At 72.3% G+C, this 12,661-nt stretch carries 9 protein-coding genes; 2 read left to right on the plus strand and 7 right to left on the minus strand.

What is annotated here, in order from left to right; all coding sequences use genetic code 11:
* Positions 1 to 48 precede the first annotated feature (48 nt).
* The 4 genes from ACWEF2_RS15995 to ACWEF2_RS16010 all read right to left on the minus strand — a co-directional run bounded on the left by ACWEF2_RS15995 (position 49) and on the right by ACWEF2_RS16010 (position 7,390).
* On the minus strand, positions 49 to 1,464 hold the full coding sequence (locus ACWEF2_RS15995) for a DUF5719 family protein (protein ID WP_453815804.1): 1,416 nt from the start codon (positions 1,462 to 1,464) through the stop codon (positions 49 to 51).
* Positions 1,461 to 4,457, minus strand: a complete 2,997-nt coding sequence (locus ACWEF2_RS16000; protein WP_453815805.1) for a glycosyltransferase — start codon at positions 4,455 to 4,457, stop codon at positions 1,461 to 1,463. Before ACWEF2_RS16000 ends, ACWEF2_RS15995 begins: the two co-directional genes overlap by 4 nt.
* A gap of 167 nt (positions 4,458 to 4,624) precedes the next feature.
* Positions 4,625 to 4,885: a WhiB family transcriptional regulator gene (locus ACWEF2_RS16005; RefSeq protein ID WP_012888122.1), complete on the minus strand. Its 261-nt coding sequence runs from the start codon at positions 4,883 to 4,885 to the stop codon at positions 4,625 to 4,627.
* Positions 4,886 to 5,113: 228 nt separating this feature from the next.
* Positions 5,114 to 7,390: a hypothetical protein gene (locus tag ACWEF2_RS16010; RefSeq protein WP_453815807.1), complete on the minus strand. Its 2,277-nt coding sequence runs from the start codon at positions 7,388 to 7,390 to the stop codon at positions 5,114 to 5,116.
* Between the two features lie 801 nt (positions 7,391 to 8,191).
* Between ACWEF2_RS16010 and cofD the strand changes: the two genes are divergently transcribed.
* Together cofD and ACWEF2_RS16020 are read left to right on the plus strand one after the other, a co-directional pair.
* On the plus strand, positions 8,192 to 9,178 hold the full coding sequence (cofD, locus tag ACWEF2_RS16015) for a 2-phospho-L-lactate transferase (RefSeq protein WP_453815809.1): 987 nt from the start codon (positions 8,192 to 8,194) through the stop codon (positions 9,176 to 9,178).
* Positions 9,175 to 10,494: a coenzyme F420-0:L-glutamate ligase gene (locus tag ACWEF2_RS16020; protein ID WP_453815811.1), complete on the plus strand. Its 1,320-nt coding sequence runs from the start codon at positions 9,175 to 9,177 to the stop codon at positions 10,492 to 10,494. The genes cofD and ACWEF2_RS16020 overlap by 4 nt, the downstream gene beginning before the upstream one ends.
* Positions 10,495 to 10,628: 134 nt before the next feature.
* On the opposite strand, the gene ACWEF2_RS16025 is transcribed toward ACWEF2_RS16020, so the two are convergent.
* The 3 genes from ACWEF2_RS16025 to ACWEF2_RS16035 all read right to left on the minus strand — a co-directional run bounded on the left by ACWEF2_RS16025 (position 10,629) and on the right by ACWEF2_RS16035 (position 12,431).
* The gene (locus tag ACWEF2_RS16025; protein ID WP_453815813.1) at positions 10,629 to 10,883 is read right to left on the minus strand and encodes a hypothetical protein; all 255 of its coding nucleotides are present in this window, start codon (positions 10,881 to 10,883) and stop codon (positions 10,629 to 10,631) included.
* 512 nt (positions 10,884 to 11,395) lie between these two features.
* The gene (locus tag ACWEF2_RS16030; protein ID WP_453815815.1) at positions 11,396 to 11,608 is read right to left on the minus strand and encodes a DUF397 domain-containing protein; all 213 of its coding nucleotides are present in this window, start codon (positions 11,606 to 11,608) and stop codon (positions 11,396 to 11,398) included.
* Positions 11,609 to 11,717: 109 nt separating this feature from the next.
* A complete protein-coding gene (locus ACWEF2_RS16035; RefSeq protein WP_453815817.1) occupies positions 11,718 to 12,431 on the minus strand; it encodes a helix-turn-helix domain-containing protein in 714 nt (237 codons plus the stop codon).
* Positions 12,432 to 12,661: the final 230 nt, after the last annotated feature.

Here is a 12,661-nt window from a genome sequence, read left to right on the forward strand (position 1 = left end):
CGCGGACTCCGCACACACGGGTCCCGTCCCCGCCCCGCGCATCGCGACTCAGGGCAGCACGGTGGCCGCGGACTCGGTCATCGGCGGGACCAGCGCCCAGATTCGGGCGGCGGCCAGCGGCTGGACGGTCAGCGCCAGCCCGCGCTTGATCCGCTCGTCCATCACCCGCCCGCCGTACACCGGGCCGGAGCCGGGGAGCGGCAGCACCGTCACCGCGAAGGCGCCGTCCACCTTGGGCAGGCTGACCTGCCGGGTGCGCGCGGCGGCGATCTCCACCTCGAACGGCTCCGGCGCCGCCCCCTCGCGCGGCACCACCCGTACGCTCACCTTCCCCGCGCCCTCCGGCGCGGTCAGCAGCAGCCGGGAGCTCTTCTCCCCGCCGGTGCGGTTGTCGGCGACCACACTGCCCAGGTCGATGGGGTCCGCCCCCGAGGTGAACGCCACATCGCTCTTCTTACCGGTCCCGGTGACGACCAGCCCGGCCACGATCGGGGCCTCCGAGGTGAGCATGAGCGCGGCGGGCCGATCGGCGAGAGCCTTCGACAGGTCGAGGACGGCGACGGACCCCGCGGGCACCTCGACCAGTTCCCGCCCCTTGAGCGCGTAGGTCCCGTCCGAGGTGAGCGCCTTGACCTCCACCAGGGTGCCGGCCTCGGTGACGGAGGCGACCAGCAGTTCGCGCCTGCCTCCGCCGCCGGGGACGCCCGGGACCACGACGCGGGTGGCCGGGGCCGCGGAGGCCGGCAGCCAGTCGACGCCCCGCCCGCCGTACATGATCGCCCGAGCCGCCGCGGTGACCCGGCCGGAGCCGGTGCGCACCTCGACCGCCATGACGAGCGGCGACGGGGCCAGGTCCTTGAGATCGATCGTACGACTCTCGCCCGGTCTGAGGATGATCGTGCCGCCGGAGTCGCCGACCACCATGCCCTCCCCGCCGTAGATCGTGATGTCCACGGCGGCCGGGGCCAGGTCGGGGTTGGCGAGATGGAGCGTGACGTCGGCGGCGGCGGGGCCCGGCCCGACCAGCCAGGTGCTCGCGGCCGGTTCCACACACCGCACCCCGGCCAGTCCCCGGTGTCTGCCCGAGGTCTCCCTGCGGGTCTGCGCCGACTCCAGGCCCGCCGCCATGCTCCCGGTGGCGGTGAGGACGAGCGACCCCGATCCGGCGGGAACCTTCTCCCGCCGGAGGACACCCGGGCTCTCCAGGGTGGTGAGGGTCCTGCCACCGGCGGCGAGCGTCGCGACACCCCGGCCGCCGTTGCCCGGCGGGGTGACGACACCGACGGTGGTGTGGCCGGAGTCGGGGCAGACGGCCGTCACGGAGGCGACGGGCACCTTCCGCAGCCCGGGGGCGGGGTCGGGCAGGGGCTCGGGCCTGGTCACGGAGGCCACGCCGTAACAGGCGAGCAGGGCCGCCAGGACCGGTCCGAGGAGACCGAACCGGTTCTCGGTCAGGAATTTCATCGGGTGGCGGGCTCCCTCACGGAGTCGGGCGTCTCGGACGGGGCACGGCCGTCGGCGTCGGCCCGCGAGCCGGGCGCGGCCAGTACCGAGACGATCAGCACCATCACGGCCTGGGCCCAGAGCCAGCGGCCGTGCCAGGGGTCGTCCGGGGCCGCCGACGCCGCCGAGGACCCCGGGACCGCCGGAAAGGCCGGGGCCGTCGGGAAGGTCGGAGCCGTCGGGGAGGCCGAGGGCGCCGGAAAGGCCGGGGGCGCCGAGGACACCGGGGCCGCCGGAGATACCGGAATCGCCGGGGACGCAGGGACCGGCTGGGTCAGTCGCCACACGCCCAGGGCGCGGGACAGGCTCATCCTGGCCAGGGCCGGCTGGGAGTCCAGCGCGCGGCTGATCTCCGGGGTGACCGGCGGGCTCACCACGACGAACCGCACGCCGTAGGAGGCCAGCACCCGCGCGTCGTCACCGCCCCGCCCCGAGACCAGCCCACCCGCCGCGACGGCGACCCGCTCGCGGTCCTGTGGCGGCGTGAGGATGTCGGCTTCGCCGATCAGCGGGGTACGGCCGCGCAGCACGGCGAAGCCGAAGCCGCTCTCCCCGGCGCGCAGGAGCAGGGTCCGCTCACCCCCGGAGGAGTTGACCGTCACCAGCGCCGGCAGCGCGTCGGGCACGTTCCCGCTGATCGGCCCCGCGACCCCCTCCCTGACCCAGCCGGCCGCCGCGAGAAGCGGCGTGGCGAGGGCGACCCCCACCACGGCGAACGCGGCGATCCTCCGCATTCCGCCGGCCGCCCGGAACTCGGCGACCCGGCCGGCTCCGAGCGCGGCGACCACGAGCAGGCCGACGGCGGCGAAGGCCAGCGGCACGCCCGGCCAGGCGGGAGCCTGTGCGTCGCCGTTCGGCGAGGTGACCGGGGTCCGGCTGACCAGGATCGCCACCAGCAGGCCGAAGATCGCGACCCCCCAGCCGATGGCGATGATCATGCGGTTGCCGCGCATCGGCAGCGTGGCCAGGCAGGCGGCGACGAGCCCGGCGGTCACCCAGAGCGGCGGCATGCCGGGGCCGCCGGGGCTGAGCATCAGCAGCGAGGGGACCGGCAGCGCGGCGTCGACCAGACCGGGCCGGTGCAGCCCGGCCTCCAGCAGCAGCCGGCCCGGACTGCCGACCACCTGGACCAGCCAGGGGAACAGCAGCGCCACCGGGACCCCGAACGCGACGATCACCGAGACGGCGAGGCCCCTGCGGGGGAGGGCCAGTACGGCCAGCGCGCCGAGGGTCAGGGCGAGCGGGTACACGAGCGGGGCGAAGGCCGTGCCGACGGCCAGGAGCAGTCCGAGACTCCAGGCGGCGCGGCGCCCCCGGCGGCCGCCCGTGAGCACCGCGACGGCCAGCGCCGCGTACCCCGGCAGCAGGACGAAGACCACGGCGGTGCCGAGCCGTCCGGCGGCGACCGCCCCGGCGCCGACCGGGAGGAGGGCGTAGCAGGAGGCCAGCCAGACGCGGGTCCACCGGCCGGGAACGATCGACCGGGTCGCCGCGTAGACGGAGAGCCCGGCCAGCGGCACGCAGCCGAGCAGAAGCACCCAGACCGCGAGCCAGGTCTTGCCGAACAGGACCGTGGAGAGCGCGGCGAGCACCGCGACGTACGGCGGGGCCCACCCGTCACCGCCCAGCCCCGCCGGATGGTGGTCGGCGACGTAGAGGTCCCACAGGTCGGAGGAGCCGCCGATCACCGGGACGAGCGCGCCACCGCCCAGCCGCGCGCCACCGAGAAGGCTCCGTTCGGCGACCAGCGTGACCACGGTCAGGGCCAGGAAGAGCAGCGTCCCCGGATTGCCGAGGAGGCGCCGCACCGCTCCCGTGTCGGTGAGGAGTTCCTCGCCGTCCTCCTGCGGGGAGGTCACCGCGTGGTGCCGCCCGGCGGATTCCGCGAAACCGCTTCCGGCCAGGTAGCTCTGGAACCGGTTGATCAGCCGCCGGTAGCCCGCGCCCGGTGGGGTGAGCAGCCTCGCGACCTCCGCGCGGTCCTGTCCGCGGCCCCCGGCGCGGGCCCTGCGAGCCTTGAGCAGCCGGACGGGGTGGCCGAGCACCGAGCCGAGCGCGACGATCTCGTCCAGCGCGTCGGCGGGCTGCTTGGCGATCAGGAACAGCAGGGTGCGCAGCAGCGAGCCGGCGAGGTTGCGGACCAGCGCCCAGGGCAGCGACCTGAGCGGCAGGTTCGCCATGACCACGAAGACGGCGTTGCGGCGGTCCAGACGGCGGGGGTGGTCGCCGCTGACGGTGATGCGGCGCCGCCGCCGGGCGGCCGCCTCGGCGTGCCGGGCGGCCGCCCCGGTGACGTTCCACACCCGGTATCCGGCGGCCCTGACGCGCCAGCACAGGTCGAGGTCGTCGCGGAAGATCGCCAGGAACGGGTCGAGTCCGCCCACCTCCTCCCAGACGTCCCTGCGGACCAGCATCCCCGCTGTGGAGACCGAGAGCACGTCCCTGACTCCGTCGTCGTGCTGGCCGTGGTCGAGCTCGCGCGCCTCCAGCCCGGTGTCCCTGCGGCCCGTCCGGCCGACGGTGACACCGACTTCGAGCAGGAACCGCGGGTCCAGCCAGTCACGGAGCTTGGGGCCGAGCACCGCGGCCTTGGGATCCCGGTCCGCGGCCCGCAGCAGGGCCTCCAGGGCGCCGTCGTCCGGCGCGCAGTCGTCGTGGAGCAGCCAGATCCACTCCTGTCCCCCGGTGGGCCTCAGCCGGTCGAGGACCTCGGCGACGGCCTGGCCGAAGCTCGTCGAGCGCGGGAGGGTGAGCACGGCGTTGGGGCCGAACCTGCCGGTCAGCAGCGCGGCGCTGTCGTCACGGCTGCCGTTGTCCACCCCGACGATCCGGTCCGCCGACCGGGTCTGCCGAAGGAGCGCGTCAAGGGTCTCCCCCAGCCAGCGGGCGCCGTCGTGGGACACGACGATCGCGGTGACGGTGGGAGGGGGGTGCGGGGAGTCGGTGCTGGACATACGTCCCGTGTTCAGGAAGGGCTGTTGATCGGCGACAACGATACGGCACCCTATGTCGGACTATGTCCGATGCACGAAAAATGGGTCACGTGACCGTCGGTCACGTGACCCATCGATATATGTTCAGGCGCCCTCAGTGGGCGCCCTGGACTGCCTTCTCAGATTCGTCAGACCGCCTCACGCTTGATCCTGCGGCGCTCCCGCTCCGAGAGCCCACCCCAGATGCCGAATCGCTCATCGTGTTCGAGCGCGTACTCAAGGCATTCGGCACGCACCTCGCATGAGCGACACACCTTCTTGGCCTCACGAGTGGACCCCCCCTTCTCCGGGAAGAACGCCTCCGGGTCGGTCTGCGCGCAGAGCGCGCGTTCCTGCCAGCCAAGCTGCTCTTCAGCGATGCTGTCCTGTGCGATGACCAGGTCGGCCACTGCACACCTCCCTGCCGCCCGCCCGCAAATGGAGCCCCCCTATGAACGCCCCCCTCTTACCCACGCCAGAGGAAGGCGTAACAACACGTGTGTAATTACACGCGCGTGGCCTGTGTGACGTCAAGCGGCATGCCGGTATCCGGGGAAAGACCTGCTCTCCCCGGTTCTGGGTCGTGTGCCTGCCATGGTGGCGATCGCCCGGACTCCCGTGACGATCACCTGGCCCGTTCAGTGCTCCCGGCGGTCGGAACCGTACCAGGACATGTTCTGCTCCTGACCGGGACCCACCCTCTCTCTATCCGGAGTTTCCTCCCCCGTGACCTGAGCCGAGCGCTCGGGCTTGTATATCGCGGTGGGGTCGATGGGCTGGGAGTCCCACGGTCTCGCGACGGGGCTGGGCCCGCTGAGCGGGTCTCCCCGGTAGGCGCTCGTGTCCAGCCGGGGCGCCGTCTCGGCCAGCGAATCCCACCGGTGGTCGCCCTGCTGGTACGGCTGCTGCGCCGGAGGCGTCTGCGGATGGCCGAACGGGTCGTCGTAGGAGCCGCCCGGCTGCGAACCGGTGTACTCCGGCCTCAGCTGCGGATCGGTGCCCTGTGACTGCTGCTGGTAGCTCTCCGCCTGCTGGTATGCCTGCGCCATCTGCTGGGAACGGGGGTCCACCGGGTCAGGCGCGGGCGCGGGCGCGGGCGCGGAGTAGCGCAGGTTCGGCTCGGTCTGGCGGCCGTACTCCGAGCCGGGGTAGCCCGTGGGCGGCTGGCCGTAGTCGTCGGGCGGAGGGGGGAAGGCGTGCTGCGCCTGGCTGTCGAAGGACAGAGGCGGATGGCTGTCGACCGACGCGTACGGCGACGCCACCGGGGCCTCCGGCTGCGATCCGTAGAACGACCCCTGCTGCTCCGGCTGCGGCGACTGCGGGAAGGAGTGCTGCGCCTGGCTGTCGAAGGACGGTTGCGGCCGGCTGTCGGCCGACGCGTACGGCGAGGCCGCCGGCTGCGTCCCGTAGAAGGAGGTCGGCTGCTCCGACTGGTGCGAGTAGCCGGTCAGCCGGGAGTCGGCCGGCTGGACGTAGGCGGGAGGCGACGGCTCGGCGTAGACCGCCGGGTCGGCGTAGACCGACGACTGGGAGCGTTCGGAGTAGATCGGCGGGTCGTAGACGGAAGGCGGCGGGTCGTACAGCGTGGCCTGAGCCTGCCCAGGGGCCTGGGGCTGAGCATGGGGCTGGGGCTGAGCGTCGGCCGGAACGTAGGAGCCCGGGGGGTAGGAGCCCGAGTTGTACACCTCGGTCGCGGCCGCGGGAGCCTGGTGGGCGGGCTGCGCCGGGGACTGGGCATGGGAGCCGGACCAGCCGCCGTAGGGCTGGCTCTCGGCCGGCTGCCCGTAGGGCGCGCCGTACACGTCGCCCGACGGCGCGGGGTAGCCGTGGGCCTGCTGCGGGCCGCCGTGCCCCTCGGCAGAGGAGGAGGCGGGGGCGGGAGGGAGCGCCGGCGGGCTGTAGGGCAGCTGAGGAACGGGCTGGAACTGCTGCTGAGGGTAGGCGTGCCCACCCTGCGTGGCCCGCTCATGCTGCTGGAAGCCCTGCGGGGCGCCCTGCTCCGGAGAGGGGAAGCCCTGCTGCGGCGTCTGCTCCGGGGAGCGGAGACCCTGCTGCGGCGTCTGCTCCTGGGCGTGGAAGCCCTGCTGCGGCGCCTGGTCATGTGACGGGAAGCCCTGTGGGGCGGCCTGCTCATGCTGCTGGAAGCCCTGCGGGGCGCCCTGCTCCGGAGAGCGGAGCCCCTGCTGCGGCGTCTGCTCCTGCGAGTAGGCGGGGCCGCCCTGCGCGGGGTCCTGCGGGTGGAAGCCCTGCGGCGACTGGCCGCCCTGGGGGTGGACGGGCGCACTTTGGGGGTGGACGGGCGCGCCATGCGGGAGGTGCCCGTGCGCGGCGCCGTACTGCTCCAGGGACCGCTGCTCCTGCGAACGGGGCTCCTGACGGGGCTCCTGGAAGCGGGGCTCCTGGGGGCGCTGCTGGCGGGATCGCCGGGAGCCGGTGTCGGCCCGGAGGTCGCCCGACGAGAGGGCGTCGCCCTGGGAGCCGGCCAGGGCCGCCTTCGGCAGCAGGTAGAACAGGGCGATCGCGGTCAGCGCGAGAGCCGGGAGGCTGCCGACCAGGAATTCCGCCTTCTCCCGCAGGACCGTCTCTCCGGCGAACAGGCCGCCGAACAGGCCGACCGTGCCGAACAGCACCGCCAGCCCGAGCGTGCCCACGGCCACCTGGATCGTGAGCCTCAGCCGTTCGATGGCCGGCCCGGCGTGCCCGGCCAGCAGCACGGCGCCGACGAGCAGCGCGGGGATCACCGGCGAGGTGAGGTCCTCCACGTGTCCGGCCGCGCGGAGCGCGAAGGAGGCGTCTTTGAGGGACGGCGTGCCGAACAGCAGACGCTCGATGCCGATGAGAACGCGCGTGGACGCCACGGCGACCATGAGCCACGCCGCCGGTTCTCGGAGCCGGTCAGCCTCGACATTGATCACAACTACCCCCAAAGGGTTCTTAGGTAAACCCGGGCCAAGTTTTGCACATGCCTGACTTAGGTGTCGGTCACCCCAGGAACCCTACGAATCTCATAAGTGCTTCATTGCATACTATTGACACATATTTCGGGCAGCCCGACAGGCACTCCTGCCAGCGGAGACGTCCCTCATAACGATCAAGACAAGGCGCTCCCGGCACACCGTCGATAGATCGCGAAGAAGAGGGAGGGAAGGCACGAGGAAGATCGGAGCACAGAGGTGACCGACGCGTTTCCCCACCACCCCGTCCCGCTGGAAACAGCCCCGCCTCCCCGAAACGGCCCCGTTCCGGAAACACCCGGGCTGTTCGGAGACCGCCACCCCGCGGCGACGGCTTGTCCGGCCACGGACCCTACCGTGACGGCCTCGTCTCCTCACCGATCCCCCGCCGGGGGCGAATCCACCGTCCGCCACCCGCGAGGCGCGGCTCGGACTCCGGGTCGAGGACCTCCCCGTGGCGCCAATCCCCTCAGCCCGGACGACCTGCGCGGTCACGTGGCCGACGGCCCGGCCCCTCACCCGCGACGCGCGGCTCGGACGAGGGCTTCACCGTCGGCGGCTGCCAGCGCGTGACCGGCGCCGGCGCCGTCCGCACGGGCGACGATCCGACCGGCCGCCACCCTCTGGGAAGAGCGTCCGATCACGACGTCTGGAGGGTGCCGCCCAACCAATCGGCCGGTCTGCCGGAGAACGTCCGGCGGGCACGGGCCTGGGGCGGGGCCTTCGAAGCATCGCGGGCGGAGCAATGAAAGACTGGGCGGCATGCGCATCGTGTCCCTCGCCGGTGGAATCGGCGGCGCCCGCTTCCTGCGCGGCCTGCTCAGCGCCGCCCCCGACTCCGAAATCACCGTCATCGGTAACACCGGTGACGACATCACCCTCTACGGCCTGCAGATCTGCCCCGACCTGGACACCGTGATGTACACCCTGGGCGGCGGCATCGACGAGGAACAGGGCTGGGGCAGGCAGAAGGAGTCGCACGTCGTCAAGGAGGAGCTGGCCGCCTACGGCATGGAGCCGCAGTGGTTCGGCCTGGGCGACCGTGACATCGCCACCCACATCGTGCGCACCCAGATGCTCGCGGCCGGATACCCGCTGTCGGCGGTTACCGAGGCGCTGTGCGCCCGCTGGCAGCCGGGCGTGCGGCTGATCCCGATGAGCGACGACCGGACCGAGACCCACGTGGTCGTCTCCGACGAGCGGGGCCGCCGGGCCATCCACTTCCAGGAGTGGTGGGTACGGCTGCGCGCCTCCGTCCCGGCCGAGCAGATCATCCTGGTCGGCGCGGACGCCGCCCGCCCCGCCCCCGGCGTGCTCCAGGCCATCGCCGACGCGGACGTGGTGATCCTGCCGCCGTCCAACCCGGTGGTCAGCATCGGCACGATCCTGCAGATCAAGGGCGTCCGCGAGGCCCTGGAGCCCAAGACGGTCGTCGGCGTCTCCCCCATCGTCGGCGGCGCCCCGGTCCGCGGCATGGCCGACGCCTGCCTGCGCGCGGTCGGCGCGGAGAGCTCCGCCCAGGCAGTGCTCGAACTGTACGGCTCGCCGCTGATCGACGGCTGGCTGGTCGCCGAGGAGGACGCCGGAGTCCGCCTCGACGGCGTGCGCGTCCAGGCGCGCCCCCTGATCATGCATGACGCCGAGTCCACCGCGGCCATCGCCCGCACGGCCCTCACCCTGGCCAAGGATCTCGCCGCGTCCCGGAACACCGGGCCCCAGAGCACCTTCCGGATGGGGGATGCCCGATGAGCGGCATCCGCCGCGGGCCGAGCAGCCGGAGCGACACTCCGCTGGAGGTCTTCCCCGTCGCCGGGATCGGAGAGGTCCGGGAGGGCGACGACGTCGGGGAGCTGATCGCCGAGGCCGCGCCGTACCTGCGTGACGGCGACATCCTCGTCGTCACCTCCAAAATCGCGAGCAAGGCGGAGGGCCGGGTCCGCCGGGACGTCGGCCGCGACGAGGCGATCGCGGCCGAGACCACCAGGGTCGTCGCCCGCCGGGGCGAGACGGTGATCGCGCAGACCGCGCACGGATTCGTCATGGCCGCCGCCGGGGTGGACGCCTCCAACACCGAGCCCGGCACCGTCGTGCTGCTCCCGGTCGATCCGGACGCCTCCGCCTCGGCCGTCCGGGCGCGTGTCAGGGAACGGCTCGGCGTCTCGGTCGGCGTGATCCTCTCCGACACCTTCGGCCGTCCCTGGCGCAACGGCCAGACCGACATGGCCGTCGGCGTGGCCGGGGTGACGCCCGTGCTCGACTATCGGGGCATGGCCGACGACCACGGCAACGCGCTGGAGGTGACCGTGACCGCGGTGGCCGACGAGTTCGCCGCCGCCGGGGACCTGGTCAAGGGCAAGCTCGCGCAGACCCCGGTGGCGGTGATCCGGGGCGCGGCCGAGTACACCACCGAGGCCGACGGCCCCGGTGTCGGCGAGCTGGTCCGGCGGTCCGAGGACGACATGTTCCGGTACGGCTCGCGCGACGTGCTCTTCGCCCGCAGGACCGTCCGTGAGTTCTCCGCCGAGCCGGTGGACGGCGACGCGGTCCGCCGGGCGGTGGAGGCCGCGATCGCCGCGCCGGCCCCGCACCACACGACCCCGTGGCGGTTCGTGCTGCTGGAGTCGCCCGAGGCCCGCCGGAGGCTGCTCGACGCCATGCGTGAGGCGTGGATCGCCGACCTGCGCGGCGACGGCTTCTCCGCGGAGTCGATCACCCGGCGGGTCAGGCGTGGGGACGTGCTGCGCGCCGCGCCGTACCTGGTGGTGCCCTGCCTGGTCGCCGAGGGCTCGCACACCTACCGCGACGACCGGCGCAACGCGGCGGAGCGGGAGATGTTCGTGGTCGCCGCGGGCGCCGGGGTCCAGAACCTCCTGGTCCAGCTGGCGGTGGAGGGCCTGGGTTCGGCCTGGGTGTCGTCCACCATGTTCTGCCGCGACGTGGTCCGAGAGGTGCTCGACCTGCCTCCGGACTGGGACCCGATGGGCGCCGTCGCCATCGGCCACCCGGCCGCCCCGCCCCGCGACCGCGCCCCGAGAAAGGCCGCCGACTTCATCGTCACCCGTTAGCCGGGAGTTGCGCGGCGGTCGGCGGCCGCGCGAGCCGGGCCGTCTCCGGCCCGCCCGCGGATCGGGCGCCTCGGCGAGACGGCCGACGCTCACCCAACCCGCCTGTCACGAACCCCCTGTGACGGCCGGGGCTGTCAGCTGTGGCGGATCGCGTTGGTCAGAACCGCGAACAGGACCAGCGCCCCCAGGCCGACCACGATCATGCCCCGGAGCGCGGCCCAGGCCGTCGCCTTCGCCCCCGGGATCTTCGCCGTCGCGTCCGCCGCCGCCTTGATCGCCTTGCCCCACCCCGCCCAGATGTCCACGGTCCGCTGGAAGCGCCGTCCGACGAGGAACAGGACCGTCGCGAGCACGATGACGACGAGAACCCGGCCGTTCGAGCTGTCCATGGACACACTCCTACCTTGAGGGAAGCGGAATTTCGCCACTCAGGGTAGTTCAACGACTACGTAAAGAAAGGGAAACGATCCGGAAACCCATGCCCACCCCTGCTACCGATCTACCTGCTTCATCCGCTGCCGCTGGAGAGCGTCGAGCGGTTCTGGCCCGTACCGCTGGCCGTGCCGCTGGATCTGCGGCTGGTGGCTCTGGCGGGCGTGATGGGGGCGCTGTTCGGGCTCAGCGCGCTGACATGGCGTTTCGTGGAGGCTCCGGCGCAACGGCTGGGCAGGCGCCTCATCTCACGAGGGGGACGTCGGACTTGTTGACCGGGGTGGGGCGCGGGAGCCGCCCGCCGCCGTCGTCGAGCCTGGCGAGTTCGGCCTACGGGTCCTGCGGGCCCGTCGCCGCTCGGTAGGGGCACGCCACGACCGCGCTCGCGTGCCTTCGGGCGGCGCGAGCGCGGCCTACGGCCGGTCGAAGAGGAGCGGGCGGCACGGCGTGCCCGCCTACGGCGTCGCCGTCAGTCGAGGTGACCGGTCTTGATGGCGGCGGTGAGAGCCGACCAGGCGTCGGCGGTGAGAACAAGCGCCGGGCCGGTGCGGTCCTTGGTGTCACGGACAGCACGACGACCGTCGGAAAGGGCGGCGACTTCGACGCAATTACTTCCATCGCCGCCGGACAGGCTGGACTTGCGCCACTGAGCGGTGGGGAGTTCCCTGGTCAAGTCGTCCATTTGCGCATCGTCTCCTTAATCAGGCTGAGTGACTCGCGCCGGGACAGGGCGTCGGCCCTGATCACGCCGTGCCTGCATACTAAGGCTTTCGCCTCCTCTGACCGATCGCTTACTCGGTCCTCCGTGCTCTGGGAGTCGATGTAGGCCACGGGCGGGCCCCTCTCGGCATCTCCGCGATGACGAAGCTGCCGAGCAGCCCCACCGTGCTGTAAGCCTCATAGGGAAGCATCTGAAGCAGGATGTGGGGCCTTTCCCCCAGCTTCAAAAGATGCTGAAACTGGTTTTTCATCACCTCCGGACCGCCTACGGGCCTGTGCAGGATGCTTTCGTCCAGCACCACCCACATCATCGGCGGCTTGGTCCGGTTGAGAATGTTCTGCCGTTCCAGCCGAGCCGTCAGGCGCTCCTCCGCCTGCTCCTCGGTGACCCCGGGCTCGTTGCCGATCAACGCCCGCGCGTACTCCTCGGTCTGGAACAGGCCGGGGACCATCGACAGTTCCCAGACGTGCAGCGACTCCGCCTCGCGCTCGAAGTCCAGCCAGGGGCGGAACCAGCGGGGCAGCTGGTCCGCCGCGCGGTTCAGCCAGTCGAGCAGGTCGGTCAGCTCCCTGTCCCTGCCGAGAACCACGTCCACCTTGCGGGCCAGGTCCGGGGTGGGGGCCCGGCGGCCGTTCTCGATCATGCTGAGGTGGCTGACCGACGTGTGGATGAGATCGCCCAGCCTGCGCTGGCTCAGCCCCGACAGAAGCCGCACCTTACGCAGTTCCGCACCGAATCGAATGCGCGGGGACGCGGATGGATCCGGCTCCGGGAAAACGCTCATCTCCGGGCTCCTCTCGCCGTTTGGGGCTGTTTTCCTGGACATTACCTCCGGGGCGCATTGGAAATGGAGAGGGTTCACACGCTGTGAACACATTGAGAACCCGGCCGGCACCATTCAACGGAGAATCCCCCTCTGGACCTGGAAGCCGCCCTATCCGAACTTCAGCCCCCTTTCCCTCTGTACCGTCGGCGGTTAAGTCCGAACTCATCCGACATAACACGTTATGCGGG

The organism is Streptosporangium sp. NPDC004631 (assembly GCF_053601935.1).

Bases quoted from the DNA above. Each gene is read 5' to 3' on its own strand.
- ACWEF2_RS15995 (WP_453815804.1), bottom strand. From the start codon at position 1,464: ATGAAATTCCTGACCGAGAACCGGTTCGGTCTCCTCGGACCGGTCCTG.
- ACWEF2_RS16000 (WP_453815805.1), bottom strand. From the start codon at position 4,457: ATGTCCAGCACCGACTCCCCGCACCCCCCTCCCACCGTCACCGCGATC.
- cofD (WP_453815809.1), top strand. From the start codon at position 8,192: ATGCGCATCGTGTCCCTCGCCGGTGGAATCGGCGGCGCCCGCTTCCTG.
- ACWEF2_RS16020 (WP_453815811.1), top strand. From the start codon at position 9,175: ATGAGCGGCATCCGCCGCGGGCCGAGCAGCCGGAGCGACACTCCGCTG.
- ACWEF2_RS16025 (WP_453815813.1), bottom strand. From the start codon at position 10,883: ATGGACAGCTCGAACGGCCGGGTTCTCGTCGTCATCGTGCTCGCGACG.
- ACWEF2_RS16030 (WP_453815815.1), bottom strand. From the start codon at position 11,608: ATGGACGACTTGACCAGGGAACTCCCCACCGCTCAGTGGCGCAAGTCC.
- ACWEF2_RS16035 (WP_453815817.1), bottom strand. From the start codon at position 12,431: ATGAGCGTTTTCCCGGAGCCGGATCCATCCGCGTCCCCGCGCATTCGA.